21 protein-coding genes and 1 pseudogene are annotated in these 26,092 nt (G+C 71.7%); 16 read left to right on the forward strand and 6 right to left on the reverse strand.

Features of this window, described 5'->3' with window-relative positions; genetic code table 11:
* Both fabG and AC3WRT_RS03315 read right to left on the reverse strand, forming a co-directional pair.
* Positions 1 to 777 (reverse strand): 3-oxoacyl-ACP reductase FabG, encoded by a 777-nt coding sequence (gene fabG, locus AC3WRT_RS03310; RefSeq protein WP_492719077.1) that lies wholly within the window; start codon positions 775 to 777, stop codon positions 1 to 3.
* Positions 774 to 1,580, reverse strand: coding sequence for an SDR family oxidoreductase (locus tag AC3WRT_RS03315; protein ID WP_492719080.1), 807 nt, complete (start codon positions 1,578 to 1,580; stop codon positions 774 to 776). The genes fabG and AC3WRT_RS03315 overlap by 4 nt, the downstream gene beginning before the upstream one ends.
* A 252-nt stretch (positions 1,581 to 1,832) precedes the next feature.
* Here AC3WRT_RS03315 and AC3WRT_RS03320 point away from each other — a divergent pair, with 252 nt between their 5' ends.
* From AC3WRT_RS03320 to AC3WRT_RS03380, 13 genes and pseudogenes are all read left to right on the forward strand, one after another.
* Entirely contained in the window at positions 1,833 to 3,380 is a 1,548-nt protein-coding gene (locus AC3WRT_RS03320) for an ATP-dependent DNA ligase (protein ID WP_492719082.1), read from the forward strand.
* A gap of 136 nt (positions 3,381 to 3,516) precedes the next feature.
* On the forward strand, positions 3,517 to 5,325 hold the full coding sequence (locus AC3WRT_RS03325) for a glycoside hydrolase family 3 protein (protein WP_492719084.1): 1,809 nt from the start codon (positions 3,517 to 3,519) through the stop codon (positions 5,323 to 5,325).
* Position 5,326: 1 nt separating this feature from the next.
* Positions 5,327 to 6,235 (forward strand): endonuclease/exonuclease/phosphatase family protein, encoded by a 909-nt coding sequence (locus AC3WRT_RS03330; protein WP_492719086.1) that lies wholly within the window; start codon positions 5,327 to 5,329, stop codon positions 6,233 to 6,235.
* Positions 6,232 to 7,554, forward strand: a complete 1,323-nt coding sequence (locus tag AC3WRT_RS03335) for an exo-beta-N-acetylmuramidase NamZ family protein (protein WP_492719088.1) — start codon at positions 6,232 to 6,234, stop codon at positions 7,552 to 7,554. The genes AC3WRT_RS03330 and AC3WRT_RS03335 overlap by 4 nt, the downstream gene beginning before the upstream one ends.
* A gap of 37 nt (positions 7,555 to 7,591) precedes the next feature.
* Positions 7,592 to 9,334 (forward strand): serine hydrolase domain-containing protein, encoded by a 1,743-nt coding sequence (locus AC3WRT_RS03340; protein WP_492719090.1) that lies wholly within the window; start codon positions 7,592 to 7,594, stop codon positions 9,332 to 9,334.
* A gap of 5 nt (positions 9,335 to 9,339) precedes the next feature.
* Positions 9,340 to 10,239, forward strand: a complete 900-nt coding sequence (locus AC3WRT_RS03345; protein ID WP_492719092.1) for a MurR/RpiR family transcriptional regulator — start codon at positions 9,340 to 9,342, stop codon at positions 10,237 to 10,239.
* 74 nt (positions 10,240 to 10,313) lie between these two features.
* Positions 10,314 to 11,249 carry an N-acetylmuramic acid 6-phosphate etherase gene (locus AC3WRT_RS03350; protein WP_492719094.1) on the forward strand — a complete coding sequence of 312 codons (936 nt, stop codon included), beginning with the start codon at positions 10,314 to 10,316 and terminating at the stop codon, positions 11,247 to 11,249.
* Between the two features lie 68 nt (positions 11,250 to 11,317).
* Positions 11,318 to 12,646, forward strand: a complete 1,329-nt coding sequence (locus AC3WRT_RS03355) for an extracellular solute-binding protein (RefSeq protein ID WP_492719095.1) — start codon at positions 11,318 to 11,320, stop codon at positions 12,644 to 12,646.
* Positions 12,647 to 12,668: 22 nt separating this feature from the next.
* The gene (locus AC3WRT_RS03360) at positions 12,669 to 13,568 is read left to right on the forward strand and encodes a carbohydrate ABC transporter permease (protein ID WP_492719097.1); all 900 of its coding nucleotides are present in this window, start codon (positions 12,669 to 12,671) and stop codon (positions 13,566 to 13,568) included.
* On the forward strand, positions 13,565 to 14,473 hold the full coding sequence (locus AC3WRT_RS03365) for a carbohydrate ABC transporter permease (RefSeq protein WP_492719099.1): 909 nt from the start codon (positions 13,565 to 13,567) through the stop codon (positions 14,471 to 14,473). The genes AC3WRT_RS03360 and AC3WRT_RS03365 overlap by 4 nt, the downstream gene beginning before the upstream one ends.
* On the forward strand, positions 14,470 to 15,426 hold the full coding sequence (locus AC3WRT_RS03370; RefSeq protein WP_492719101.1) for an N-acetylglucosamine kinase: 957 nt from the start codon (positions 14,470 to 14,472) through the stop codon (positions 15,424 to 15,426). The genes AC3WRT_RS03365 and AC3WRT_RS03370 overlap by 4 nt, the downstream gene beginning before the upstream one ends.
* Before the next feature lie 342 nt (positions 15,427 to 15,768).
* Complete coding sequence (locus AC3WRT_RS03375; RefSeq protein WP_492719103.1) at positions 15,769 to 18,882, forward strand: glycoside hydrolase domain-containing protein; 3,114 nt, start codon at positions 15,769 to 15,771, stop codon at positions 18,880 to 18,882.
* Positions 18,883 to 19,051: 169 nt separating this feature from the next.
* Positions 19,052 to 19,255: pseudogene (locus AC3WRT_RS03380) on the forward strand (early set domain-containing protein); the annotation flags it as partial.
* A gap of 285 nt (positions 19,256 to 19,540) precedes the next feature.
* Here AC3WRT_RS03380 and AC3WRT_RS03385 read toward each other — a convergent pair.
* Positions 19,541 to 20,809, reverse strand: coding sequence for an NAD(P)/FAD-dependent oxidoreductase (locus tag AC3WRT_RS03385; RefSeq protein WP_492719105.1), 1,269 nt, complete (start codon positions 20,807 to 20,809; stop codon positions 19,541 to 19,543).
* Positions 20,810 to 20,940: 131 nt separating this feature from the next.
* Between AC3WRT_RS03385 and AC3WRT_RS03390 the strand changes: the two genes are divergently transcribed.
* A complete protein-coding gene (locus AC3WRT_RS03390; protein ID WP_492719108.1) occupies positions 20,941 to 22,602 on the forward strand; it encodes a PucR family transcriptional regulator in 1,662 nt (553 codons plus the stop codon).
* A gap of 29 nt (positions 22,603 to 22,631) precedes the next feature.
* Entirely contained in the window at positions 22,632 to 23,291 is a 660-nt protein-coding gene (locus AC3WRT_RS03395; protein ID WP_492719109.1) for a nucleotidyltransferase domain-containing protein, read from the forward strand.
* A 10-nt stretch (positions 23,292 to 23,301) separates the two neighbouring features.
* On the opposite strand, the gene AC3WRT_RS03400 is transcribed toward AC3WRT_RS03395, so the two are convergent.
* Positions 23,302 to 23,742, reverse strand: coding sequence for a VOC family protein (locus AC3WRT_RS03400; RefSeq protein WP_492719111.1), 441 nt, complete (start codon positions 23,740 to 23,742; stop codon positions 23,302 to 23,304).
* A 208-nt stretch (positions 23,743 to 23,950) separates the two neighbouring features.
* Entirely contained in the window at positions 23,951 to 24,142 is a 192-nt protein-coding gene (locus AC3WRT_RS03405; RefSeq protein WP_045191048.1) for a BldC family transcriptional regulator, read from the reverse strand.
* Between the two features lie 357 nt (positions 24,143 to 24,499).
* Between AC3WRT_RS03405 and AC3WRT_RS03410 the strand changes: the two genes are divergently transcribed.
* On the forward strand, positions 24,500 to 24,694 hold the full coding sequence (locus AC3WRT_RS03410) for a DUF3073 domain-containing protein (protein ID WP_492719114.1): 195 nt from the start codon (positions 24,500 to 24,502) through the stop codon (positions 24,692 to 24,694).
* A gap of 240 nt (positions 24,695 to 24,934) precedes the next feature.
* Here AC3WRT_RS03410 and purM read toward each other — a convergent pair whose 3' ends face one another.
* The gene (gene purM / locus AC3WRT_RS03415; protein WP_492719117.1) at positions 24,935 to 26,065 is read right to left on the reverse strand and encodes a phosphoribosylformylglycinamidine cyclo-ligase; all 1,131 of its coding nucleotides are present in this window, start codon (positions 26,063 to 26,065) and stop codon (positions 24,935 to 24,937) included.
* Between the last annotated feature and the right edge of the window lie 27 nt (positions 26,066 to 26,092).

A 26,092-nucleotide genomic window follows, 5' to 3' on the forward strand; every position in this document is an offset into this window, starting at 1 on the left:
TCAGTCCTTCGGCCCGCCGGCGACGTAGATGACCTGGCCGGAGACGAACCCGGCCTCGTCGCGCACGAGGAAGGAGGCGGTCGCGGCGATGTCCTCGGGCTGGCCGACGCGGCCGACCGGGATCTCCTTGGCCGCACCCTCGAGGAACTGCTCGAAGGTGATGCCCATGCGCTCGGCGGTCTGGCGCGTCATGTCGGTGGCGATGAAGCCGGGGGCGATGGCGTTCGCGGTGACGCCGAACTTGCCGAGCTCGATGGCGAGGGTCTTCGTGAAGCCCTGCAGGCCGGCCTTGGCGGCGGAGTAGTTGGCCTGGCCGCGGTTGCCGAGGGCCGAGGTGGAGCTGAGGTTGACGATGCGGCCGAACTTCGCGTCGATCATGTGCTTCTGGGTCGCGCGGGTCATCAGGAACGAGCCGCGGAGGTGGACGTTCATGACGGCATCCCAGTCGTCGGCGCTCATCTTGAAGAGCATGTTGTCGCGGATGATGCCGGCGTTGTTGACGAGCACGGTGGGGGCGCCGAGCTCGGACGCGACCCGGTCGACCGCGGCCTGCACGCCCGCCTCGTCGGACACGTCGACGCCCAAAGCCAGACCCTTGCCGCCCGCAGCCTCGATTTCGGAAACGACCGTGGCACAAGCCGACTCGTCGAGATCGAGGACGGCAACGGCATACCCGTCGTTGGCAAGTCGCTTCGCCACGGCGGCGCCGATGCCGCGCGCGGCCCCGGTCACGATGGCCGTGCGCTGGGCGTCGGTGGGGGTCGACTGGTCGGTCATGCGTTCTCCTGCGTCGTGGTGGTGGGGGGCTGCTGGGCCTGGATCTGCTGGTCGAGCTTCTGCTGGAGCCGGTTCATTCCGGCGAGCCAGGCATCGGGGTGCGCGGCGCGCTGGGCGTAGTACTCGCGCACCTCGGGGTGCGGAAGGACGTAGAAGTCCTCGCCGCCGAGGGCCTGCCAGGCGGCGTCGGCGACGTCGTCGGGGCTGAGCGTCGCGTCGAGGGTGAGCAGGTCGCGCAGCGGACCGGAGCCGTCGAGCATCCGGGTCTGCACGCCCTGCGGGCAGATCGCCTGCACGACGATCCCCCGGTGGCGGTAGGTCGCACTCAGCCACTCGGCGAAGGCGACCGCGCCGTGCTTGCTGACCGAGTAGGGGGCGTCACCGAGCATCGTCAGGAGACCGGCCGCGGAGGCGGTGACGACAAGCCGGCCGCCACCGGCGTCCAGCCAGCGCGGCACGAGCAGGCGCGCGGCGCGCACGTGGGCGAGGACGTTGGTGTCGAGGGTGCGGATCCAGTCGGCGTCCGTCGCCTCAAGGCCGGCGAGCGTGCCGACGCCCGCGTTGGCGAAGAACACGTCGACGTGCCCGAGGTGGTCGTATGCCGTGTCGACGAGGTGACGCACGCCGGCTTCGGTCGACGTGTCGCCGGGGACGGCGAGCGCGCCGAGCTCGGCGGCGACGGTAGCCAGCTCCGTCTCGTCGAGGTCGGCGACGACGACCCGCCAGCCCTCGCGGGCCAGTCGGGACGCGATGGCGCGCCCGATCCCCCGGGCGGCCCCGGTGACGACGGCGGTGTTAGGCATGCTGCTCCTCGCGAGTGGACTAAGCGCTTGCTTACCCTGACGCCCGCCGCGCCCCGCGTCAAGCGACACCGCCCTCCGCCACCGTCGAGAGGCCACAATCTGCGGGTCCCCAACCGTCGAAGGGCCACGCTTCGCGGCCTGCCACCCGTCGAAAGGCCAGAATCTGTGCGCCCGCACCAGGGCGCAGCCCGGTTTGTGGCCTCTCGACGGTGGCGTGTGGTGCGCGTCGGTGGGTCGGGGCAGGATCGGGGCATGCAGCTCTCCGACGTCGTCGCCACCTCGCACATCGTCGCCGCCACGTCCTCGCGCACCGCCAAGATGGAGGCGCTGGCGGCCTGCTTGCGGCGTGCCGCCGAGGACGGTCCCGACGTCGTCGAGGTGGTGACGGCACATCTGTCCGGCGCCTTGCCGCAGCGCAGGATCGGCGTCAGCTGGCGCGGCCTGCAAGGCCTTCCCGAGCCGGCGGCCGAGTCCAGCCTGACCGTAGAGGAGGTCGATGCAGCGGCCACGACGATCGCGGCGATCGGCGGCTCCGGCTCGGGCACCGCCCGCTCCTCGGCCGTCCGTGACCTCTTCTCCCGCGCCACGGCCGACGAGCAGGCGTGGCTGCGCGGCCTCATCACCGGTGAGACCCGCCAGGGGGCCGGTGACGGCGTCATGCTGCAGGCGATCGCAAAGGCGGCCGAGGTGCCCGACGCCGCCGTGCGCCGGGCGGTCATGGTGGCCGGCTTCGCGGGCCCGGTCGCCCGCGCGGCGCTGACCGGCGGCGCCGAGGCCCTTGACTCGCTGGCCCTCGAGGTGGGCCGCCCCCTGCGACCGATGCTCGCCGGCTCGGCCCCCGACGTCCCCGCGGCCCTGGCCACGCTGGGAGGCGAGGTCGTCGTCGAGACCAAGCTCGACGGCATACGCGTGCAGGCGCACGTCGACAACCGCACGACCACGGGCAGCGTGCGCCTCTTCACGCGCACGCTCGACGAGGTCACCGACCGGATGCCGGAAATCACCGAGGCGCTCGCCGGCTTGGACGTCGAGACGCTCGTGCTCGACGGGGAGGTGATCGCCCTCGGCGAAGGTGGGCGGCCGCAGCCTTTCCAGGTCACCGGCGCCCGGACGGCGAGCAGCGCCGATGTCGAGCGGCTCCGCAAGGAGGTGCCGCTGACGCCGTTCTTCTTCGACGTGCTGCACCTCGACGGCGAGGATCTCCTCGACGAGCCGGCCAGAGTGCGCTGGGAGCGCCTCGCACGGACGGTGCCGCCCGCGTGGATGGTGCCACGGGAGGTCACCGACGACCCGGGGCGGGCCCAGGCGTTCTTCGCCGACCTCGTCGAGGCCGGGCACGAGGGTGTCGTCGTCAAGGATCCCGCCCTGCCGTATGCCGCCGGCCGGCGCGGACCGGGGTGGGTGAAGGTCAAGCCGCGGCACACCCTCGACCTCGTCGTCCTGGCCGTCGAGTGGGGCAGCGGGCGGCGCAAGGGGTGGCTCTCCAACATCCACCTCGGCGCGCGCGACAGCGACAGCGGTGAGCTCGTCATGCTCGGCAAGACCTTCAAGGGGATGACCGACGAGATGCTCGCGTGGCAGACGCAGCGCTTCCAGGAGCTCGCGGTCGACCGCGGCGACTGGGTCGTGACGCTCCGCCCCGAGCAGGTGGTCGAGATCGCGTTCGACGGGGTGCAGAGGTCGACCCGCTACCCGGGTGGCATGGCGCTGCGCTTCGCCCGCGTCCTGCGCTACCGCGACGACAAGCCGGTCTCGGAGATCGACACCGTGCAGACGATCAGGTCGCTCGCCGGGTGGTGACGCCCGGGCCCCGGCCGACACGCGGGTGCCGGCAGACGACGCGCCGCTATCTGTTGCCGACGTCACAGGACGTAGGTAAGTTCCGTACGAATGGCAGTATGCGTGAATTCTTCACCTTCCTGGAGGCACCATGTCCATGTCCGAACTCTCACGTCGATCCGTGATCGCGGGCGGCCTCGCCGCAGCGGCGGCCGGTGCAGCCGCGGCCAGCGCCCGCGCCGCCGGCTCTGGGGTGACGCCCCCGGCCGCCGAGAACGGGTGGGTCGCCTCGACGATGGCCCGGATGTCTTTGGAGGAGAAGGTCGGCCAGCTTTTCATCCAGAACGTCTACGGCAAGGACTCCACGACACCCGACGAGCGCAACCTCCCCCTCTACGGCGTCGCCAGCCCGGCGGAGGTCGTGCAGAAGTACCACCTCGGCGGCGTCATCTACTTCGCCTGGACCGACAACGTCCAGGACCCCGACCAGATCGCTGGCCTGTCCAACGGCCTGCAGAAGGCCGCCCTGACGCAGCGCACGAAGACGCACATCCCGCTCCAGGTCGCCATCGACCAGGAGCAGGGCGTCGTGACGCGGATCGGCCCGCCGGCCACCCAGTTCCCGGGCTCCATGGCGCTCGGCGCAGGGCGCAGCGCCGCCGATGCCCGGACGGCCGCGGCCATCACCGGGCGCGAGCTGCTGGCGATGGGGGTCAACACGGACTTCGCGCCGGTCTGCGACGTCAACGTCAACCCGCTCAACCCGATCATCGGCACTCGGTCCTTCTCCTCCAACCCCGGCCTGGCGGCCGAGCTCGTCGCCGCCCAGGTCGCCGGCTACCAGCGTGACGGCAGCGTCTCGTCGTCGGCGAAGCACTTCCCGGGCCACGGTGACACGGCGACCGACAGCCACGTAGCCTTCCCGATCATCACCCACACGCGCGAGCAGTGGGAGTCGATCGACGCGCCGCCCTTCAAGGCTGCGATCCGCGAGCAGATCGACATGATCATGACCGCGCACCTCGCCTTCCCGGCGCTCGACGACTCGGGACACCCCGCCACGCTGAGCCACCCGATCCTCACCGGGCTGCTGCGCCAAGAGCTCGGCTACGACGGCGTCATCGTCACGGACGCGCTGAACATGCAGGGTGTCCGCGACCTCTACGGCGACGCCGAGGTCGCGGTGCGGGCGCTGCTCGCCGGCGCAGACCAGCTGCTCATGACGCCGGCCATGGACGACGCCTTCGCCGCCGTCCTCGACGGGATCCGCAGCGGCCGCATCCCGCAGGACGAGCTGGACGCGAAGGTACGCCGCGTGCTGAGCCTCAAGTACCGCCGCGGCATCGTGGCCCGCCCGTACGCCGACCCCAACGCCGTGCCCTCGGTCGTCGGCACCTCGGCGCACCTCGCCGCGGCCGACTCGGTCAGCAACCGCACGACCACACTGGTCAAGAACGACGCCAAGGCCCTACCCATCGCACCGAGCGGCAAGAAGGTCCTCGTCACCGGCTACGGCGTCTCGACGACCGCCACCCTGGCGGCGGCCATGACCGCCAAGGGTGCCACCGTGCAGACGCTCCAGACCGGCACGTCGCCGACTGACGCCCAGGTGGCGGCCGCCGTCGCGGCCGCCGCCGACAAGGACGTCGTCGTCGTCACCACGATGAAGGCCTGGGACACGAGCGTCACCGACACTCGCGGCGGCCAGCAGAAGCTCGTCAAGCGCCTGCTGGCGACCGGCAAGACGGTGGTCGTCGTGGCCGTTCGCGACCCCTACGACATCGCCTACTTCACCGACGCACCGACCTACGTCGCGACCTACTCCTACAGCCCCGTCGCCATCGAGGCCGCCGCTCGGGTCCTCGTCGGCGACGTGGCGCCCACCGCCTCGCTACCAGTCGACATTCCCGTCGCAGGCCAGCCCGACCGAGTGCTCTACCCGTTCGGCCACGGCCTCACCTTCTGAGGTGAGCACCCTGCACCGGGTGGTCGCGGCGACGGCTCTCGTCGTCGCCGCGGCCACCGCCAGTGCCGTCGTGCCGGCCAACGCCGGGGATCTCGCGCCGGCCGTGCCACCCGTGCACGCCGTCGTTGCGACCTACAACATCCACGCCGGCGCGGGCAGCGACAACGTCTACGACCTCGACCGCACCGCGGCGGCGATACGTGCCCTCCACGCCGACGTCGTCGGGCTGGAGGAGGCCGACGTCCACTGGGGTCAGCGCAGCGCATTCGACGACACCGTCACCGAGCTGGGGCGTCGTCTCGGCATGCGCACCGCGTTCGCGCCGATCTACAGCCTCGACCCGGTGACGCCGGGCACCCCCCGCCGCGAGTTCGGTGTGGCCCTCCTGTCGCGCCACCCGATCGTCTCGGTCGAGAACCATGACCTGACGCGACTCTCGACCCAGGACCCGAACCCTGCGCCGGCCCCCGCTCCGGGCTTCCTCGAGGCGACGGTGCAGATCGGCGGAGCCCGGACCCACGTCTACGTCACCCATCTCGACTACCGCGGGGACCCCACCGTCCGCCGGCTCCAGGTCGCCGACACCGTCGCGGTCCTCGACGACGACCCTGCCGGCGCCGACCAGGTGCTGCTGGGCGACCTCAACGCCGACGCGAGCGCTCCCGAGCTGACCGGGCTCTGGACGCGCCTGCGCGACGCTTGGGCCGTTGCCCCGGCCCGCGACGGCGAGCCCGGTCTCAGCTACCCCGCGATCGACCCCACCAAGCGCATCGACCTCGTCGCCGTCTCCCCCGGCATCGAGGTCGTGGACGCCACCACCACCCACGACCCCGCCCTCGTCGGCGCGAGCGACCACCGTGCTGTCGCCGCGACCGTCCTGCTCGACCAAGGATCGGAGAACTCACGATGACCAACCTCAACCGCAGGCAGCTGCTCACCGCCGGTGCGCTGGGCGCCGCCGCCATCCCCGCCACGGCCGCAAGTTCCGTTGCAGCGCAGGCCAGCCCGACGGCATACGCCAGCAACCTTCCCAATCGGCCCGTCTCGACGGGTGCCGAGAGCGCGGCCGCGGCCAGCTGGTCCGCTCTCTCGGGGCAGAAGGTCGGCATCATCACCAACCCGACCGGCATCCTCACCAACCTGCGCACCATCGTCGACGAGATGCACGAGTCCGGCGCGGTCGACATCGTCGGGGTCTTCGGGCCCGAGCACGGCTTCCGGGGCACCGCCCAGGCGGGTGACTCCGAAGGCAACCACACCGACCCGCGCACCGGGCTCATGGTCTACGACGCCTACGGCGCGAACGCCGACAAGATGACGTCCCTCTTCCGCACCGCCGGAGTCGAGACCGTCGTCTTCGACATCCAGGACGTCGGCGCGCGCTTCTACACCTACATCTGGACGATGTACACCGCGATGCGCGCAGCCGTCGCCGTCGGGGCCCGCTTCGTGGTGCTCGACCGACCGAACCCCATCGGTGGCAAGGCGATCGGCCCGATGATGACGACGCCGTGGACCTCCGGCGTCGGCGCCAAGGAGATCGCCCAGGCGCACGGCATGACCGTCGGCGAGCTCGCCCGCTACTTCGACGGCGAGTTCCTCACCGCAGACGCAGGTGGCCGGCTGAACGAGCTGTCCGTGATCGAGGTGAAGGGCTGGCGACGCGACGTGCCGTATGCCGTCACCGGGCTCCCGTGGGTCATGCCGAGTCCCAACATGCCGACTCCCGACACCGCTCTCGTCTACCCCGGCACGGGCATGTTCGAGGGCACGAACCTGTCCGAGGGGCGCGGCACGACGCGGCCGTTCGAGCTCATCGGCGCGCCGTGGGTCGACTACAAGTGGGCCGAGCGGCTCGCCGGACGCGACCTGCCCGGTGTCGGCTTCCGTGAGGCGTACTTCTCCCCGACCTTCAGCAAGCACACCGGCCTCGTCTGCGGGGGCGTGCAGGTGCACGTCACCGACCCGGCGACGTTCGACCCGATCCGCAGCGCCGTCGAGATGCTCGTGGCCGCCAAGGCGCTCTACCGCGACTTCGCCTGGCGCTACGACTCCTACGACCCCGCTCGGCCCTACTGGATCGACAAGCTGACCGGCTCGCAGCGGCTGCGCACCCAGATCTCCGCCGGCGCGCCCGCCGACGAGGTCGTGGGCGCCTGGCGCGACGAGCTCGCCGCCTTCGACGCGCGCCGCCGTCAGTACCTCATCTACCGCGGCCCGTCGGCCTGAGTGCGACGCACGACACCACCGAGAATGAAGGAGTGACATGCGCCCGCGCACCCTCGTCCCGGCCGCCCTGGGCAGCCTCGCCCTCGCGGGCAGCCTCGTGACCGCCGGACCCGTCGGCCGGGCCGCCGCCGACGACTTCAGCAAGCCGGACCGCGGTTTCGCACCGCCCAGCACCGTCCTGTCCGACGCCAGCCCGGCGTCCGTGGGGCTCGACCCCGCGCCGATCGCCGAGTCGGTCGCACAGATCCACGCGCACGAGCAGGCTCCGACGGGCGGCCACCCGCTCTTCGCCGGGGCCGTCGGCATCATGGGCCACGAGGGCCGGATCGTCGAGCGTGACGCGAGCGGCTGGGCGCTGCGCTACGCCGACGCGACCACCGAGCTCCCCCGCGACCAGTGGGAGCCGATGCGCACCGACACGGTCTTCGACCTCGCATCGATGTCCAAGCTCTTCACCTCCATTGCCGTCGTCCAGCTCGTCGAGGAGGGACGGGTCGCGCTCGAGAGCCCGGTGGCGGCATACCTCCCGGAGTTCGCCGCCAACGGCAAGGAGGCCGTCACGGTGCGTCAGCTGCTGACACACACCTCGGGCTTCACCTCCTGGCTGCCGCTCTGGAGCACGTGGCCCGACAGGGCCTCGCGGGTCAAGGCCGTCATGGACCAGCCCCTGACGAACCCGCCCGCCACGACCTACCTCTACAGCGACCTCAACCTCATCACCCTCGGGGTCATGGTCGAGAAGCTGCGCGGGGAGCCGCTCGATGCCGTCGTCCGTGACCGGATCACTGCACCGCTTCACATGAAGGACACCGGCTACAACCCGACCGACAAGGGCCGCACCGCCGCCACCGAATACCAGACCTCGCCGCCACGGGGCATGGTCCGCGGTGAGGTGCACGACGAGAACGCCTGGTCCCTCGGGGGCGTCGCCGGGCACGCCGGCGTCTTCTCGACGGTCGACGACCTCTCGGTCCTCTCGCAGGCCCTGCTCAACGGCGGCTCCTACCGCGGTGAGCGCATCCTCAGCCGCAAGAGCGTCGAGGCGCTCATCACCAACTTCAACGGCGCCTTCCCCGGCGACGACCACGGCCTCGGCTTCGAGCTCAACCAGCGGTGGTACATGGACGCCCTGTCCGGCCCCCGCACCGCCGGCCACACGGGCTACACCGGCACCTCGATCGTCATCGACTTCACCTCCCGCTCGTTCGCCGTCCTGCTGACCAACCGGGTCCACCCGTCGCGCGACTGGGGTTCGATCAACATCGCTCGCCGCGAGTGGGCGCACGGGCTCGCTGCCTCGATGGCCATCCGGCCGCGCCACGGCGACACCGCCTGGGTCACGGGCTCCCAGAACGCCACGACGACCAGCCTCACGACCCGCGAGCTGCCGGTGGGCGCCGGTGGCGCCCGTCTCGGCTTCGACCTCTTCCTCGACACGGAGGAGACCGACCTGCTCCACCTCGAGCGATCGACCGACGGCGGTACGACCTGGACGGCGCTCCCCTTCCGGGTGGTCGACCGCGGCCAGACAGAGACGGCCGACGGGGTCATCTCCGGCTCGGGCACGCGGCGCTGGGTGCAGGTGAGGGCCGACCTGCCGGTCGGACAGCAGCAGCTGCGGTGGCGGCACACGACCGACGGCGGCTACCTCGGCCGTGGCGTGGCGGTCGACGACGTCCTGGTCCAGGGACCCGGTGGCGTCCTGCTCGACGGCGAGAAGACACCCGAGGCCTTCTCCGCGGATGGGTGGCGGCTGACCGGCCGCGACGCCGTAGCGTAAGGCCCATGCCAAGGACCGAGGACGGGGTCTCGTCCCCCGCAGGCGCGGCCAGCGCATCGCTGCTCATCCGCCTGCGGGGGATCAAGCCCTCGCTGTCCCCGGCCGAGGACCGGGTCGCCGACATCGTCCTCGCCGACGCACGGCGTGCCGCAGGCCTCACCATCAGCGAGCTCGCGACCGCGGCTCGCACCTCGGAGACGACGGTGCTGCGCTTCTGCCGCCGGCTCGGGCTGCCGGGCTACCCGCAGCTGCGCCTGGCGCTGGCGGAGGAGTCGGCCCACCCGCGCACGGTGATCACGAGCGGCACCGACATCAGCGCCAAGGACACCATCGACGACATCATCGCCAAGGTGGCCTTCACCGACGCGAGCGCCGTCGAGGAGACCGCCCAGCAGCTCGACCGCGAGGCGCTGGCCGCGGCCGCCGGCGCCATCGCGCGGGCCGGCCGGGTCGACATCTACGGCATCGGCGCGAGCGCCATCGTGGGCACCGACCTCCAGCAGAAGCTGCATCGCATCGGCATCGTGGCGTTCGCCTGGAACGACCCCCACATCGCCCTCACGAGCGCCACGCTGCTCGGCCCCGGCGACGTCGCCGTCGGCATCTCGCACTCCGGCACCACCACCGAGACCATCGAGGCACTGGCCGCAGCACGATCGACGGGTGCCCGCACCATCGCGATCACGAACTTCCCGCTGTCGCGGCTCGCGTCCGGGGTCGACCACCTGCTCACCACGGCCGCGCGCGAGACGAGCCTGCGCTCGGGCGCCACGGCGAGCCGCATCGCGGCCCTGACCGTGATCGACTGCCTCTACATCGCCGTCGCGCAGCGCAACCTGCGCCGGGCCCGCAAGGCCGTCGTCGACACCCGCGAGGCGGTTGCCGGCCACCACGTGAGCGACTGACTGCCGTGTCGTGACCCGAATGTTACTGATTTACAGCATTGACGCTGAGTGCGTAGGAAACTAACCTCGCACGGGTGAGCAGCGAGGTGACCGTGGACGCCCCCACCGAGGAGCGCCATCCGGGGACGACGTCCATCGACACGCACTCCTCGCTCGACATCCTCCGGACGCTCAACGCCGAGGACGCCACTGTCGCAGGCGCGGTCGGCGTCGTCCTACCCGACCTGGCCCGCCTCGTCGACCGCGCCGTCGAGTCGCTGCACGCCGGTGGCACCGTCCACTACTTCGGCGCCGGCACGTCCGGCCGGCTCGCCGTCCTGGACGCCGCCGAGCTGCGCCCCACCTTCAACGCCCCGGCCGGGCTCTTCGTGGCCCACCACGCCGGCGGCCCGCAGGCGCTGGTGCAGGCCGTCGAGAACGTCGAGGACGACGCCGACCTCGGCCGCGCCGAGGCCGACGCGCTCCGCCCCGGTGACATCGCCATCGGGCTCACCGCCTCCGGGCGCACACCGTTCGTGGCCGGCGCGCTCGCGCGGGCTCGCGAGATCGGTGCCTTCACGGCGCTCGTCACCGCCAACCCGCACGCCGAGCTCGCCGAGCACGCCGACCTCCTGCTCGCCGTGCGCACCGGGCCCGAGGCCCTCACCGGCTCGACCCGCCTCAAGGCCGGCACGGCCCAGAAGCTGGTCCTCAACTCCTTCTCCACCGCCGTGATGATCCGACTCGGCCGCACGTGGAGCAACTTCATGGTCGACGTCGTCGCGACCAACGCCAAGCTGCGCGGCCGCGTGGTGCGCATCCTGCAGGAGGCCACCGGCGCAGACGCCGAGCAGGCCCGGGTCGCCCTCGACGACGCCGACGGCGAGCTCAAGCCCGCACTGCTGGCGATGCTCGCCGGGATCGGCACCGCTGCGGCCCGCACGGCGATCGCCGCGCACGACGGCTCGGTGGCCCTGGCCCTGAGCTCGCTCGGAGGGCCCGTCTCGGCCGCCGAGAGCCCCGAACACTGAACCCGAACCACCCTCCCCACCCACATGTGCCGCCCCCGGCACCAGCAGCACCTGACAGGAGCACCACCATGACGTTCGCCTCCCGCCTCCCCGGCTCGTCGCGGCGCGCACGCCGCACGGTCCTGACGATCGCCACCCTCTCGGGCGCGCTCCTCGTGACCGCCTGCTCACCCTCCTCGTCGGGCTCCTCCGGCTCCACCGGGGCCGGGGGTGACGGAGGCGTCACGCTGTCGGTCTGGTCCTGGCGCGTGGAGGACGAGGCGGCATACAAGAAGATCTTCGACGCCTACGAGAAGTCCCACCCCGGCGTCACCGTCGACTTCAAGGCGTTCAAGGCCACCGAGTACAACAAGATCCTCGCCACCGGCCTCGCCGGCTCCAGCGGGCCCGACGTGCCGCAGGTGCGCTCCTACGGCCAGCTCCAGGGCACCGTCGCCAGCAAGTCGCTGCTGCCCCTCGACGGCAAGGTCGACCTCTCCGGCTGGGACGAGAACGTCGTCGCGAGCGCCAAGGGTAAGGAGGACGGCAAGACCTACTCCGTCCCGCTCGCCCGCCAGACCGTGCAGATGTTCTACAACCAGGGCCTGTTCGACAAGTTCGGCATCAAGGCCCCGACCACCTGGGCCGAGTTCATCGCGGCCAACGACAAGCTCACGGCAGCCGGCGTGACCCCGATCGCCGTCGGCGCCAAGGACGACTGGACGCTACCGATCGTCCACGAGGTCCTGGCCGGCCCACGCTTCGGCGGCAAGGCCTTCCGCGAAGAGGTGCTCTCGGGCAAGAAGTCCTTCACCGACGCCGACTGGGTCGGCTCGGTCCAGGTCGTCGGCGACCTCGCGAAGTACATGCCCAAGAACGTCACCGGTGTGGCCCAGACGGACGCCCAGACGCTCTTCTCGGCCGAGAAGGCGGCGATGATCCCCGGCGGCAGCTTCGACCTGTCCGTCTTCCAGAAGGCCAACCCGGCCATGAAGATCGGCATCTTCCAGGTCCCGCCGGCCCCGGGCTCGCCGAGCGGATCCACCGCGACGACGGCAGGATGGGCGGATGGCAACTTCGCCGTCTCCGCCAAGTCGAAGCACCCCAACGAGGCCACGGAGCTCGTCAAGTGGATGACCTCCAAGGAGTTCGGCCAGATGGTCAGCGACGACGTCAAGCAGATCTCCGCCGTGCCCGGCGTCGAGCCGTCCGACCCGCTGCTCAAGCAGATGAGCGACAACTACAACAACTCCGGCTCGCCCTACCTGCTGCTCACCGACTTCCGCTACGGCGCGCCCTCGGGCACCGACGTGCTCGGCAAGGGCCTGCAGGAGATGCTGCTCGGCTCCAAGGACGCCACCGCGGTGAGCCAGGACCTCGAGACCGGCGTCAAGACGTGGTTCAAGCCCTCCGCGTGACGGTTCCCGCAGGAGACGCGGCATGAGGCGCCGTACCGGCCTGGTCTTCGTCGCACCCGCGCTCGCGCTCTTCGCGGTGTTCGTGCTCTACCCGATGGTGACGGCGTTCTCCTACGCCTTCTTCTCGTGGCAGGGCACGACCCGCGGGGCGTTCGCGGGCGTCGAGAACTTCGTGACGCTCTTCACCAAGGCCCCGTTCACGACCGACCTGCCGCGGGCGCTGCTGCACAACGTCCTCTTCTTCCTCGGCACCATGCTCATCCAGAACACGTTCGGGCTGACCATCGCCTACCTGCTCTACAGCCGCCCGCGCAGCCGCCGGGTGCTGCAGACGCTGTACGCGATGCCCTATCTCGTCAGTCCGATCGTCATCGGCTACCTCTGGACGCTGCTGCTGTCGCCGACGTTCGGTCCGGTCAACACCCTGCTGACCAACCTCGGGCTCGAGTCGTGGGCGCTGCCGTGGCTCGGCGACCCCAAGACCGCGATCTGGGTCGTCATCCTCGTCAGCGTGTGGCAGTGGATCGGCTTCCCCGTCCTCCTCTACGGCGCGGCCCTCGGCGGCGTCCCCGAGGAGCTGACGGAGGCGGCACGCGTCGACGGCGCGACGAACCGCCAGGCGTTCTTCCGGATCACGCTGCCGCTGCTCGTGCCGGCCATCGGCACGGTGTCGGTGCTCACCTTCATCTTCGCGATGGAGGCCTTCGCCCTGCCGTACGCGTTCGGCGGATCGACCGGAAACCCCGCTGGCGCAACGGACTTCGTGTCGCTGCTCTTCTACCGCACGGCGTTCGACTCCGGTGCCACCGATGCCATCGGCAGCTCGTCGGCGCTCGCGACGCTGCTCTTCCTGATCATCTTCGGCGGGGCGTATGCCGCCACGTCCGTGCTGCGCCGTCACGAGCGGAGGATCACCGCATGACCACCGCCGTGGTGACCACCGAGCTGCCACAGGAGCAGGAAGCCCCTCGCCTCGCGCCGCCCCGTGGCCGGCGCCCTCCGCGGGTGGGCCGACCCGTCGGCGGCGCAGGTGCCAGCGTGCTCCTGTGGGGGTATGCCGCCCTGGCGCTCGTGCCGCTGCTGCTCATGGTCAGCAACAGCTTCCGCTCGAACGCCGACCTCATCACCGACCCCCTCGGCCTGCCCACCCCTCCGACGACGGCCAGCTACGTCGAGGCGTGGACGACCGGCAACTTCGCGACGTACTTCGGCAACTCGCTCGCGGTCACCGTCGGCGCCGTCGCGATCTCCACGGCCGTGGCGACCATGGCGGCATACGCCCTCGCCCGCGGTCGCTCACGGATCTTCCGGTGGCTCGAGTCGCTGTTCCTGTCCGGTCTGATGCTGCCGATCCACCTCGCGATCCTGCCGATCTTCTACCTCTTCGACGGCCTCGGACTCATCGACTCCCGGTTCGGCCTGATGCTGATGTATGCCGCGTCGGGCATCCCGTTCTCGGTCTTCGTCCTGACGACCTTCTTCCGGCAGCTGCCCGAGGAGCTCGAGGAGGCCGCGGCCCTCGACGGTGCGAGCAGCTGGCAGACGTTCTGGCGGATCATGGTGCCGCTCGTGCGCCCCGCCCTGGCGACCGTCGCGGTCTTCCGCTTCGTGCCCATCTGGAACGACTTCCTCTTCCCCCTCGTCCTGCTGCGCCGCGAGGAGAAGTACACCCTGCCGGTGGGGCTCACCAACTTCTTCGGTGAGAACGCCACGAACTACTCGGCCGTCTTCGCCGGTCTCGTCATCACGACGATCCCGCTCATCCTGCTCTTCCTCGTGGCCACGAAGCAGATCGTCGCGGGCCTGACCGCCGGCATGGCCAAGTGACAGAGGGGTCCACCGGCGGCACGGTCGTCGCCGTGGACGTCGGCGGGTCGGGCCTTCGCCTGCAGACGTATGCCGTCGCCCCCGGTCCGGTGCTCACCGCCCCCGGCGCCCGGGTCGGAACCGGCGGCATCGACCTGACGTCGCTCGTTCGCGATGCCGGCACCCTGCTGGCCGTTGCCGGCGGCGGGCCGGTCGCCGAGCCGCTGCGGCCAGAGGTCGTCGTGTGGTCGATGCGCGGGCTGCTGTTCCTCGCCGACCGGGCCGAGGTGCTGCGCACCGTGGTCGAGGGCCTCGGTGCCCGGCGCACGGTGGTGGTCAGTGACGCCGTCGCCAACCTCGTCGGTGCGACCGGGCGGATCGGTCCCGGCGCGGTCGTTGCGGCCGGCACGGGCGCGGTCGCCTTCGGCACCGACTTCGGGGCGCTCTGGCGCCGCGTGGACGGTTGGGGCCACGTGCTGGGCGACGCCGGGTCCGCCGCCGCCCTCGGCATGGGCGGGCTCCGCGCAGCCCTGCGCGCCCACGACGGCCTGCCGGGCGGCTCCCCGACCCTGCTGCGTGCGGCGACCACACTGCTGGGGCCCGTCGAGTGCTGGCCGAGACTGGTCATGGCGGCCCCCGACGCACCGGAACGCCTGGCGTCCGTGGCGCCCCTCGTCACCGAGGCGGCCTCGGTCGACGCCGAAGCGCACCAGCTCTGCCAGCAGGCCGGCACCCACCTTGCAGACTCGCTCCTGCGCGCCGCGGCCGGCCTCGAGAGCCCGGCGCTCGCCGCCACCGGTGGCATGCTCGGCGCCCGGCCGGTCGCCAAGGCGCTCGAGCGGCGTCTGGCCGCCGCGGGAGCCTGCCTCTCTCCTGCCCGTGGTGGCGCGCTCGACGGGGCACTCCACCTGGCCCGGCAGCTGCGCGACCACGGGCACGTGCCCGAGCACCCGGCATACCTCCTCGTCGCCTGAGCCCTGGCCATGATGCGGATGTGACGGTAGGGGCCCAAGAGGCCTGCGATCGATGTACCGTCGACGCCGGGTGACGTTTTGCGCGTTTTGTGTCGGGGGACGTGGGTCCGGCTGGCGCACCCAACCAGGCACTGCACTGAGTTCGAGAGGTTCACAATGTCCCGTTCATGGCGCCGCACGACGGTTCTGGTCGGCGCCGTGGCGCTGACACTCAGCGGTGGAGGGACGGCCACGGCGGGGCCGGGCGTCGGGTCCCCGACCCCCGGTTCGGCCCCCACGGTCCAGCAGACGGCGACACCGGCCGCACCCAAGCCTCCGTCCCGGTCGCCCAAGGCGCGCGCCGTGGACTACCGGGGTGTCCAGGTCACGGTGCCCTCCGACTGGTCGGTCGTCGACCTCGACGCAGACCCCACCCGCTGCCTGCGTCTGGACGTCAAGGCCGTCTACCTCGGGCGCCCGGGCAGCCAGCAGGACTGTCCCGCCCACAAGGTGGGGCGCGCGGAGACACTCTGGCTGCACCCGGCTTCCGATGGCAGCGCGACCGCGATGACGTCGAGCACGACAGAGCTGGGTTCCCTCAAGGCGCACACCGGGAAGAACCCGTCCGCGCGCACCAAGGCCGCCCGCTTCACAGCCAAGGACGTCCAGGTCGACGCCTCCTGGGGTGCGAGCGAGGCACAGGTCGACGAGATCCTCGCGACGGCGACGACGGGTCCCAGCTCGAGCGGCCCGTCGAGCGCGCCCAGCACGTCGGGCACGACCGGCACGACCGGCACGACCGGCACGACCGGCACGGCGAGCTTCCCGAGCGCGCCGAACGACACGAACGCCACCCCAGTCGTGAGCTCGGCAGCGATGACGACCAGCACCGCCTCCGGCCCGCGCACCTTCACCGGCATGGGCTTCGACGCCTGCGCCGCGCCGAGCGTGGCGACGATGAAGTCGTGGATGGCGTCTCCCTACCGCGCTGCCGGCGTCTACATCGGCGGGTCCATGCGGGCCTGCCCCGACGGCAACCTCTCCGCGAGCTGGGTCAGCCAGGTGAGCTCGATGGGGTGGGGTCTCATCCCGATCTACGTGGGCGCGCAGGCGCCCTGCGTGAACCAGACCGGGCTGGCCACGATCGACCCGAAGCAGGCGGCCGCGCAGGGCAAGGCTGCCGCTGTCGACGCGGCAGGTCGCGCGACGTTCTTCGGACTAGGGGCCGGCACGCCGATCTACTACGACATGGAGGCGTACAACTCGAACGCCACCGGTTGCACGGCAACGGTCCTGACGTTCCTGACGGCCTGGACGCAGGAGCTGCACGCCCGGGGCTACACCTCAGGGGCCTACGGCAGCACCGCGTCACTCATGGTCGACATGTCCAGGGCCATCGGCACGACCGGCTTCACCGCACCGGACAACGTGTGGTTCGCCAACTGGAACGGCCTGCAGACCGTCTCGGACTCCGCGAGGTACCCGCAGTTCCGCGACACCTACTGGGCCAACGGGCAGCGGCTGCACCAGTACAGCACCGGCAGCGAGACCTGGGGCGGGGTCACCATCAGCATCGACGCCAACTGGGTGGGCGGTCGCGTCACTGGCAACCCGGTTCCGATCAGCTACGGCGCAGGGATCGTCGGCCCCGGCGGTCCGTCGTTCCTCTTCACCGGCAACATGTACTACTGGAAGCCCAACCAGGGCCAGGGCCTGCAAGGCCGCGCGTACTACACGTACACCACCTACTCCGCGGACGGCAGCGTCGAGGAGAACGGCGCCACCTGGTCCCCCAGCCTCTCGACGGGCCTGTATGCCGTGAGCGCCTACGTCCCCGCGACGGGGGCGACGGCCAAGGTGACCTACGCCGTCGCCGACGCGAGGGGCACGACGACCAGCACGCTGGACCAGTCGAGCCTCGCCGGCTGGACACCCCTGGGCGCCGGCACCTACCTGGCCCGCAACGGGACGTCGGTGCGTGTCCACGCCCGTGACAGCAGCACGAGCTCGACCACGACGAAGGTCGGGGTCGACGCCATGCGGTTCTCGCTGGTCGCGACGGCTCCGTCCGCCCCGACGTCGGTGTCGGCGGTTCCCGACAACGGCCGCGCAAGGGTGAGCTGGACCGCAGCCACCGCCAACGGCAGCCCGGTGACGAGCTACACCGTGACGTCCTCGCCCGCGGGGGCCAGCGCGACGGTGTCCGGGTCCGCCACGTCGGCCACCCTCACGGGGCTGCGCAACGACACGGGATACACCTTCACGGTCAGGGCGACGAACGCCGTGGGGCCTGGTCCCGCATCGACGCCGTCGGCAGCGGTCCGGCCGTCGTCGTTCTCGCACCTCGTGCCGGTCGCGCCGGTGCGCCTCGCCGACACGCGGGTCGGCACCACGACCACCCCCACCCGCACGGCCCTGGCGGCCGGAGCCTCGCTCACCATCAAGGTCGCCGGCGTCGCGGGTTCCCCGGTCCCCGCCGGAGCCACCGCTGCGGCCATCAACCTCACCGCCACAGCACCCCAGCGGCCCGGCTACCTGAGCGTCGACTCCAGCTCTACGAGCGGGTCCTCCACCGCCAACTTCGCCGCCGGGCAGACCGTCGCCAACCTCCTCGTCAGCCGTCTCTCGAGCACCGGCACCATCACCGTCGTCAACCACTCCACGGGCACCGTCCATGTCGTGGCCGACGTGACCGGCTACCTCACCACCAACGCGACCACCAACCGGTGGGCCACCACCACCCCCGACCGGCTGCTCGACACCCGGGTGGGCACCGCCACGAACCCGACCCGCGTCGCCCTCAAGGCTGGAGCCGCGCTGACCATCAAGGTCGCCGGCATCACCGGCTCCCCCGTGCCCGCCGGAGCCACCGCCGCCGCCATCAACCTCACCGCCGTCGCGCCGCAGCGACCCGGCTACCTCAGCGCCGACTCCACCGCCACCAGTGGGTCCTCGACCGCCAACTTCGCCGCCGGGCAGACCGTCGCTAACCTCCTCGTCAGCCGCCTCTCCAGCACCGGCACGGTCACGGTCGTCAACCACTCCGCCGGCACCGTCCACCTCGTCGCTGATGTCACCGGCTACCTCACTGCCAGCTCCACGCGCAACCAGTGGGCCACCACCACCCCGACCCGACTGCTCGACACCCGGGCGGGCACCACCGCGAACCCCACCCGCACCGCGCTGAAAGCAGGAGCGGCTCTGAGCATCAAGGTCGCCGGCATCACCGGCTCCCCCGTCCCAGCCGGCGCCACCGCCGCCGCCATCAACCTCACGGCCACGGCACCCCAGCGAGTCGGCTACCTCAGCGCCGACTCCACCGCCACCACCAGGTCCTCCACCGCCAACTTCGCCGCCGGCCAGACCGTCGCCAACCTCGTCGTCAGCCGCCTCTCCGGCACCGGCACCATCACCGTCGTCAACCACTCCCGGGGCACCGTCCACGTCGTCGCGGACGTCACCGGCTACCTGCGCTGAGGGCGCGCGGCACGGGGACGTTGTCGCAGGCGCGAACGACCGCTCGGCCCCATCGGGTACGACGACGACCGGTGGTCCCCTCCAGCCCGCCGCGACGTCTGGGCTGTCACCACTGCGAGCTGGAGTCCGCATATCCGAGAACGACGCCCCCAGACCCGGACTCGGCTCGATGCCGCACCAGGACGGCACCGCCTTCCGGGTATGGGCACCGAACGCCGACGCCGTCGCGGTGACGGGGTCGTTCACGGACTGGGCCGACGACGGCCACGCCATGGTCGCCGAGGACCACAGGCACTGGTACGCCGACGTGCCGGAGGCTGCTCCCGGCGACGAGTACCAGTTCGTCATCACCAACGGCGAGCAGCGGCTCCTGCGCATCGACCCGCGCGCCCGCCTGGTCACGAACTCCTCGGGCAACGCCGTCGTCTACGACCGTGACGCCTTCGACTGGGAGGGTGACACCTTCGGCTGCCCGTCGCACGACGAGCTCGTCATCTCCGAGACCCACATCGGCTCCTTCGTCGCGTCAGAGGACGACGCCGGCGACCTGAACGGCCTGGCCGGCAAGCTCGGCTACCTGCACGAACCAGGGCGGCGCACGGGAGCGGTCCGCGCACCACAGATGATGTGTCGCGCGGGCCGTACCCGCCAGGCGAGGTCAGCGCAGCGGATTGAACGGCGTGAGCTGCTCCGGCGCCCGCCCGGTGACCATCTGCTCGGCGAGCAGACGACCGGTGACCGGGCCCAGGGTGATGCCCCACATGCCGTGACCGCCGGCGACGAAGACCTTGGGGTTGCGCGAGGCGCCGATGAGCGGCAGACCGTCGACCGTGCAGGGCCGCGAGCCGACCCACTCGTCCTGACGGTGGTCGAGGTCGGCGCCCTTGAGCAGCGGGCGCGCCGACTCGACGATGGCCTGGATGCGGCGCGGGTCGAGGGCAGCCTCGGGCCGGCGGAACTCCATCATGCCGGCCACGCGCAGCCGGTCACCGACGGGCGTGCACGCGACGCGGGCGGCCGGGAAGTAGACGGGACCGTTGGGCAGGTCGTCGACGGCGACGCTGAAGGAGTAGCCGCGACCGGCCTGTACGACCCGCTTGACGCCGAAGTCCCGGGCCAGCTTGCCGAGCCACGCGCCGGTGGCGACGACGACCGCGTCGTAGTGCTCCGCCTGGCCGAGGTCGGTGGTGACGAGCACGCCGGTCGGGGTGTCGGTGATGCGCTCTACCGCGCTGCCGGTGAGGATCTTGCCGCCGCGGGCGATGACCGAGTCGGCGAGCGCAGCGACGTAGGCGCCGGGGTTGACGAAGCGCTGCCCGTGGAGCACGATCGCGGCGCCGATCTCGTCGGACAGGGCCGGCTCGATCGCGCGGGCCTCGTCGCCACTTAGGACGTCGAAGGTGATGTCGCCGCCCGAGCCGTGGATGTGCTCGATCTCCTCGAGCAGGGTCTGGCGCTCCTCGGCGGTGCGGTAGGCGGCCGTGAACGACTTCGCCTCGTACGTGTCCGCGTCGACGCCGCCGGCCTTCAGCAGGTCGAAGCTCTGCAGCGACAGGTCGTTGACGGGCACGAGCGCCCCCATGGCCTTCTTCCAGGCCGTCATGGTGCTGTGCCGGGCGAAGCCGGTGACGAAGCGCAGGAAGTCCGGGCGCGCGCTCGGCGGGACGTAGACGGGCGAGCTGGGGCTGAGCACCGCGCGCAGGCCGTACTTCAGCACGGCCGGCTCGGGCAGCGGGGTCGCGATGCCGGGCGTCAGCCAGCCGGCGTTGCCCCAGGACGCGCCGGCAGCCACGCCGTCGCGGTCGATGACGGTGACCTCGACGCCGCGCTCCTGGAGGAACCACGCGGTCGCGAGGCCGACCATGCCGGCGCCGACGACGGCGACACGCTGGGGGACGGGGGTACCGGCGGGGCTCACGGCGGGCATGTGATCGACTCCTGGGTCTTGAAGTGGCCTGCCTCCATGGTCGGGCCGGCCAAGCACTCCACCGTGGTGCCGCGATGACAGACTCTGCAGTCTCTGTTGTGCCGAGAGCACAACACGGAGCAAGATGGAGTATGCCGCCCGCCTCCTCGCGCGCCCCCCGCACCTCCCGCGCGGCCGCCACCCGCACCTCGTCGACGACTCCCGTCGGCCTGCCGATCGCGCAGCTCGTCGGGACCCTGGGCGGAGGTCTGCTGACGGTGGTCGTCGACGCCGGGGCTCAGACCGTCGATGACGTCACCCTGGCGGAGCCGGCATCCGGAGTCTTCGGCCAGGCCGGCGACCTGCTGCTCGGCGTCGGTGTCGAACGGCCTGCCGAGGCGGTTGCGCTCCTCGAGGGTGCGGCGGCGGTCGGCAGCGGCGCCGTCGTCCTGCGTCGAGCCGCCGCCCGCTCCCAGCAGGTCCGGTCCGCGGCCTCGCGCTTGCGAGTGAGCCTCGTCCAGCTGGCCGACCACGCGTCGTGGGCGCACGTCGTGTGGCTGCTGCGCGGGGTGCTCGACCGGGCGGCGAGCGGTCCGGCGCTGCGGGCCGAGGGACCAGTGCTCGACGAGCTGTTCGCCCTGGCCGACGCGTGCGCGGCCCTGGTCGCGGGGCCGATCACCATCGAGGACACCCAGTCGCGCGTGCTGGCCTACTCCTCCACCCAGGACGTCGCCGACCCGGCACGCGTCTCGACGATCGTGGGCCGACGGGTGCCGGACGAGGTCATCGCCAACCTGCGCGGTCGCGGGGTCTTCCGTCGGCTGGCCCGCTCGGACGAGCCCTTCTTCGTGCCGGCTGGCCGCGGGCTCGGCGCGCGTGTCGTCGTCCCCGTCAGGGCCGGCACCGAGTGGCTGGGCTCGATCTGGGCGGTCGTCGACCAGGAGCCGCCGGCCACCGTGATGGGCTCGCTGGCCCAGACGGCGTCGGTCGTGGCCCTGCACCTGCTGCGCCTGCGCTCGCAGGCGGACCTCGCCCGCCGCGTCTCCGCCGACCGGCTCCGGGCCGTGCTCAGCGGCGACACCCTGGAGGCCGAGGGCTGGCTCCCGGCCCCACCCTGGCGCGTCGTGGTGCTCGCGGGCGCCCACCGCACCCCCGGTCCGGCTGGCGATTCAGACCGGGTGGACACGGCTGCCACGGCACCGGACCCGCAGCGCGAGATCGACGTGTGGGAGTCGGCGGCACGGCGCCGTTCGTGGCGACAGCCGCTGCTCGCCATCTTCGACGGGGTCGCGCTCACGCTCGTGCGGGACGTGCCAGGAGACACGACCCCCGGCACCTGGGACTGGCTGCTCGGGGTCGTCGAGGAGGTCGCCAGCGTGGCCCCGGAGGCCACGGCGAGCGCCGGCGGCCGGGTCTCGCGCACCGCGGACCTCGACCGGTCTCGCCGGGAGGCCACCGAGGTGCAGCGCCTCCGCGACGTCGGACGCGTCAGCGGCCCCACGAGCACGGTCGAGGACGCGTGGGCCGCCGTCACCAACGCCCGGGCGCTCGGTGGCATCTGGACCGAGGAGCTGCTCGGCCCCGTCGCAACGCTGCGCGAGCAGGACGAGACCCACGACACGGCATACCTCGAGACGGTCGCGGCCTGGCTCGACCACCCCGGCGACCCGCGGGCAGCGGCGGCGCGCATCCACGTGCACCCCAACACGCTCCGCTACCGCCTGCAGCGCCTGTCGGAGGTCGTCGACCTCGATTTGCACGACCCGGAGACGCGCCTGGCCCTCCGCCTCCAGCTGCGCGCGCTCGGCCACTGAGGCGAGGCCGCGACCGCTGGCGTGGGCCCGTGGGCGACCCTGACGTAGCGGACGCGGACGGCCAGGAACGTCTCGAGCCGGAGCCGTTCGAGCGGATCTACGGTCCACAACGCCCCTGGACTCCCGCCGAGGCTCGCGGCCTGCTGGCCGGCCTCGACGTCCCGTGGTGGGTGGCCGGCGGCTGGGCGATCGAGGCGTTCACCGGTGTGACTCGACCGCACGAGGACATCGACCTCTCGGTGCTCCGCTGCGACGTCGGTGCAGTCCGTGGCCACCTCGAGGTGGACTGGCACCTGTGGGCGGCGAGCGACCAGGGCCTGCTGCACCTGCCGCCTGGGACAGCAGTCCCGGCACATGCCGAACAGCTGTGGGTCCGCGAGCACGCCTTGGCGCCCTGGCACGGGGAGATCCTGCTCAACCCGGTCCGGGACGGCCGCTGGGTCTTCAAGCGCGACCCGGCGCTCGTGCTGCCGCTCGACGAGGCGACGTGGGAGCGCGACGGCGTGCGCTACCTGCGACCCGAGCTGGTGCTCGCCCACAAGGCGACGTCAGGCCGGGCCAAGGACGATGCTGATCTCCAAGCTGCGCTGCCCCTGCTCGACGACGCTCAGATCGCCCTCCTGCGGCGCGTCGTCGCAGGTCAGCCGGCCCATCATCCCTGGCGGGCGCGCCTGGCCCGGCCCCGCTAAACCTGCCGTGCTAGCCCAGACCCAGGTGGACGGTGCCGTCGGGGTCCACCCGAAAGTTCGGGTTGTGCACGAAGTCCCACCGGAAGCCGTCCGGGTCGGCCACGCACGCGCTGACGCCGCCCCACTCGCGTTCGGTCGGGGCAGCGACCGACGTGGCGCCAGCAGCCAACGCGGCGGCATACAGCTCCTGGACGTCCTGGGCGGCTGCGACGTTGTGGCCCAGGGACAGCGGGGGCCCGGACGGCCCGTGGGCCACGTCGCCGTACTCGCTGGGCAGCTGCCTGATGTCCCACAGGGCCAGGAGCTGGCCGGGCGCGCACTGGACGAAGCTGATCTCTCCGGGCACGTCGAGCACCGAACGGAAGCCCAGTCCGTCCACGTAGAAGCTCCGGGACCGCTCGACGTCTCGCACGCCGAGGGTGATGGCGGTGATCTCCGGCCGCGTGGTCATGGGCGCCACTCTAGAGCGCCCCTACCGACAGGCCGACGCCACGACGGCCGCGTCATCGCGGCGTCGTGGATCACGTCCTGTGCACCGTCGACCGTGTCTTCACACGGTCGCGCCCGAGCACGGACCCTCGGCGGTCAGCGAGGGAGGGACACCGCGCGGAGCCCCTCCCCCTGTGGTCTGACCGCCTACCCCCGACTGTCGGTCGAGCTCAGTGCCCGCCACCCAAAAGGTCGCGGACCTCTGACTCGCGATACCTCCGGTGCCCGCCAAGGGTCCGGATGGACGTCAACTTGCCTGCCTTGGCCCAACGGGTAACCGTCTTGGGGTCCACTCGGAACAGGGCCGCCACCTCGGCAGGAGTCAGCAGCTTCTCGGTCTCGTGTCGATCCTGAGTCGTCATTGTCATTTCCCCACCACCCTGTCGCTAGGTGCAGCGACACGCATGCGCCCCAATCGGGGCTCAGTAAAGCAAGGGTAAAGTCTCGGCCAGCCCAATGGCAGTTAAACACTGAAAAGAGTCAAATCGTCCCGCTTTGACTCCTCCTGGCGTATAAGTCACCCAAGGCTGCTGTGCGCCCAGCCGGCCGGACTGCCCGGCGAGCCAGGGCGTGGGGCGGGCGCGCGATTTGCCTCACTCATGTAGCGTTAGCCCCACGAGAACACACACATTCCCGGGGCCGCTACGCGGACATCGAAGAGCCCTCCAGCTCTCCGAGGAGCGATGCCGTCCCGGCACGACGCACGAGGGGGTCACGCCATGGGGCGCGGCCGAGCCAAAGCCAAGCAGACCAAGGTCGCACGGCAGCTCAAGTACTACACACCAGAGACGGACTTGAGCGCGCTGGAGCGTGAGCTGCACGGACCGTCGCAACGCGACGTCTCCAACCAGCCACGATCCGTCGACGACGACGAGTACGACGAATACGGGAAGTGGGCCTCGGGCGAGCGCTGAGCTCGCCCTCCTCTTCTGTCTGCACCTCGTGCGTCGGGTTCACCGCCCGGCGTGCGATCGGTGCTGCCTACAGCCCGACGTCCCGGCCGGCCCGAGCGGCAGGCTGGCGTCGGGGTGACGCATCGATGCCCGCACACCCTCCGGGGTGAGCGGGCTTCGTCATGCCCGGCGTAGGCCTCCCGGCGCGGTATGCCGCGAAGCGCCGGTAGGCCGTGTGCCGCCTCCCGGCGCGGGCGCCGGTCAGGCCGTGGGGTGCTGCCCGACGACCTGCACGGCGCCCCCGTCCACGCCCTTGGCGCCGTGCACGATCTCGGCGTCGTCCGCGATGAGCCCGTCGGCCTCCGCACGCTCCCGCGTCGCGACCTCTCCGAGCCGCCAGGCCTTGATGCCGCGCGCCTCGCTCAGCTCGATCGCACGGTCCGCGTCGGCCTCGGGGAGAACGACCACGAAGCCGATGCCCTGGTTCAGGGTGCGCTCGATGTCCGCCTGCGGCACCCGGCCCAGGTCCTGCACCGTGCGGAAGACCGCCGGCGGCCTCCAGGTCGAGCGGTCGACGCGGGCGAAGGTGCCGGTCGGTAGCACCCGCGCGAGGTTGGCGGCGAGCCCACCACCGGTGACGTGGCTCAGGGCGTGCACGTCGACACCGTCGGCGGCGATCAGCTCGAGCAGTGGCCCGGTATAGATGCGGGTCGGCTCGAGCAGCTCCTCGCCGAGCGTGCGGCCGAAGTCGTCGACGTGGCGGCCCAGCTCCCAGCCGGCGCTCGCGAAGACGCGCCGGACGAGGCTGTAGCCGTTGCTGTGCAGGCCGCTGCTGCCCAGGGCCATCACGACGTCACCGTCGGCGACGCGCTGCGGACCCAGCACGGCGGCATGCTCCACGACGCCGGTGGCGGCGCCTGCGACGTCGTACTCGTCAGGGTCGAGCAGGCCCGGGTGCTCCGCGGTCTCGCCGCCGACCAGCGCCACGCCCGCCTCCTCGCACGCGCGGGCGATGCCGCCGACGATGGCGGCGATGCGCTCGGGCACCACCTTGCCGGTCGCGATGTAGTCGGTCATGAAGAGCGGCTCGGCGCCGCACACGACGATGTCGTCGACGACCATGCCGACGAGGTCGAAACCGATCGTGTCGTGCTTGTCGAGGGCCTGCGCGATGGCGACCTTGGTGCCGACGCCGTCGGTGCTCGTGGCAAGGATCGGGCGCGTCATCCGGGCGAGCGCGCTCGCGTCGAACATGCCGGCGAAGCCGCCGAGGCCGCCCACGACCTCAGGCCGGGTGGCGCGCCGCACCGAGGCCTTCATCAGCTCGACGGCCCGGTCACCCGCCTCGACGTCGACTCCGGCCGAGGCATACGTGATGGGGGCATCGCTCACGGGCCCACCCTACCGGCGCCCCGCCGC

The organism is Terrabacter sp. FW104-15G4B (genome assembly GCF_058790095.1).

What these genes read in the sequence shown, in the direction of transcription:
- AC3WRT_RS03365 (WP_492719099.1), top strand. Translation starts at nt 13,565, where the DNA reads ATGACCACCGCCGTGGTGACCACCGAGCTGCCACAGGAGCAGGAAGCC.
- AC3WRT_RS03385 (WP_492719105.1), bottom strand. Translation starts at nt 20,809, where the DNA reads ATGCCCGCCGTGAGCCCCGCCGGTACCCCCGTCCCCCAGCGTGTCGCC.
- AC3WRT_RS03340 (WP_492719090.1), top strand. Translation starts at nt 7,592, where the DNA reads ATGCGCCCGCGCACCCTCGTCCCGGCCGCCCTGGGCAGCCTCGCCCTC.
- AC3WRT_RS03360 (WP_492719097.1), top strand. Translation starts at nt 12,669, where the DNA reads ATGAGGCGCCGTACCGGCCTGGTCTTCGTCGCACCCGCGCTCGCGCTC.
- AC3WRT_RS03335 (WP_492719088.1), top strand. Translation starts at nt 6,232, where the DNA reads ATGACCAACCTCAACCGCAGGCAGCTGCTCACCGCCGGTGCGCTGGGC.
- AC3WRT_RS03325 (WP_492719084.1), top strand. Translation starts at nt 3,517, where the DNA reads ATGTCCGAACTCTCACGTCGATCCGTGATCGCGGGCGGCCTCGCCGCA.
- AC3WRT_RS03405 (WP_045191048.1), bottom strand. Translation starts at nt 24,142, where the DNA reads ATGACGACTCAGGATCGACACGAGACCGAGAAGCTGCTGACTCCTGCC.
- AC3WRT_RS03315 (WP_492719080.1), bottom strand. Translation starts at nt 1,580, where the DNA reads ATGCCTAACACCGCCGTCGTCACCGGGGCCGCCCGGGGGATCGGGCGC.
- AC3WRT_RS03400 (WP_492719111.1), bottom strand. Translation starts at nt 23,742, where the DNA reads ATGACCACGCGGCCGGAGATCACCGCCATCACCCTCGGCGTGCGAGAC.
- AC3WRT_RS03345 (WP_492719092.1), top strand. Translation starts at nt 9,340, where the DNA reads ATGCCAAGGACCGAGGACGGGGTCTCGTCCCCCGCAGGCGCGGCCAGC.
- AC3WRT_RS03320 (WP_492719082.1), top strand. Translation starts at nt 1,833, where the DNA reads ATGCAGCTCTCCGACGTCGTCGCCACCTCGCACATCGTCGCCGCCACG.
- AC3WRT_RS03355 (WP_492719095.1), top strand. Translation starts at nt 11,318, where the DNA reads ATGACGTTCGCCTCCCGCCTCCCCGGCTCGTCGCGGCGCGCACGCCGC.
- AC3WRT_RS03390 (WP_492719108.1), top strand. Translation starts at nt 20,941, where the DNA reads ATGCCGCCCGCCTCCTCGCGCGCCCCCCGCACCTCCCGCGCGGCCGCC.
- AC3WRT_RS03410 (WP_492719114.1), top strand. Translation starts at nt 24,500, where the DNA reads ATGGGGCGCGGCCGAGCCAAAGCCAAGCAGACCAAGGTCGCACGGCAG.
- fabG (WP_492719077.1), bottom strand. Translation starts at nt 777, where the DNA reads ATGACCGACCAGTCGACCCCCACCGACGCCCAGCGCACGGCCATCGTG.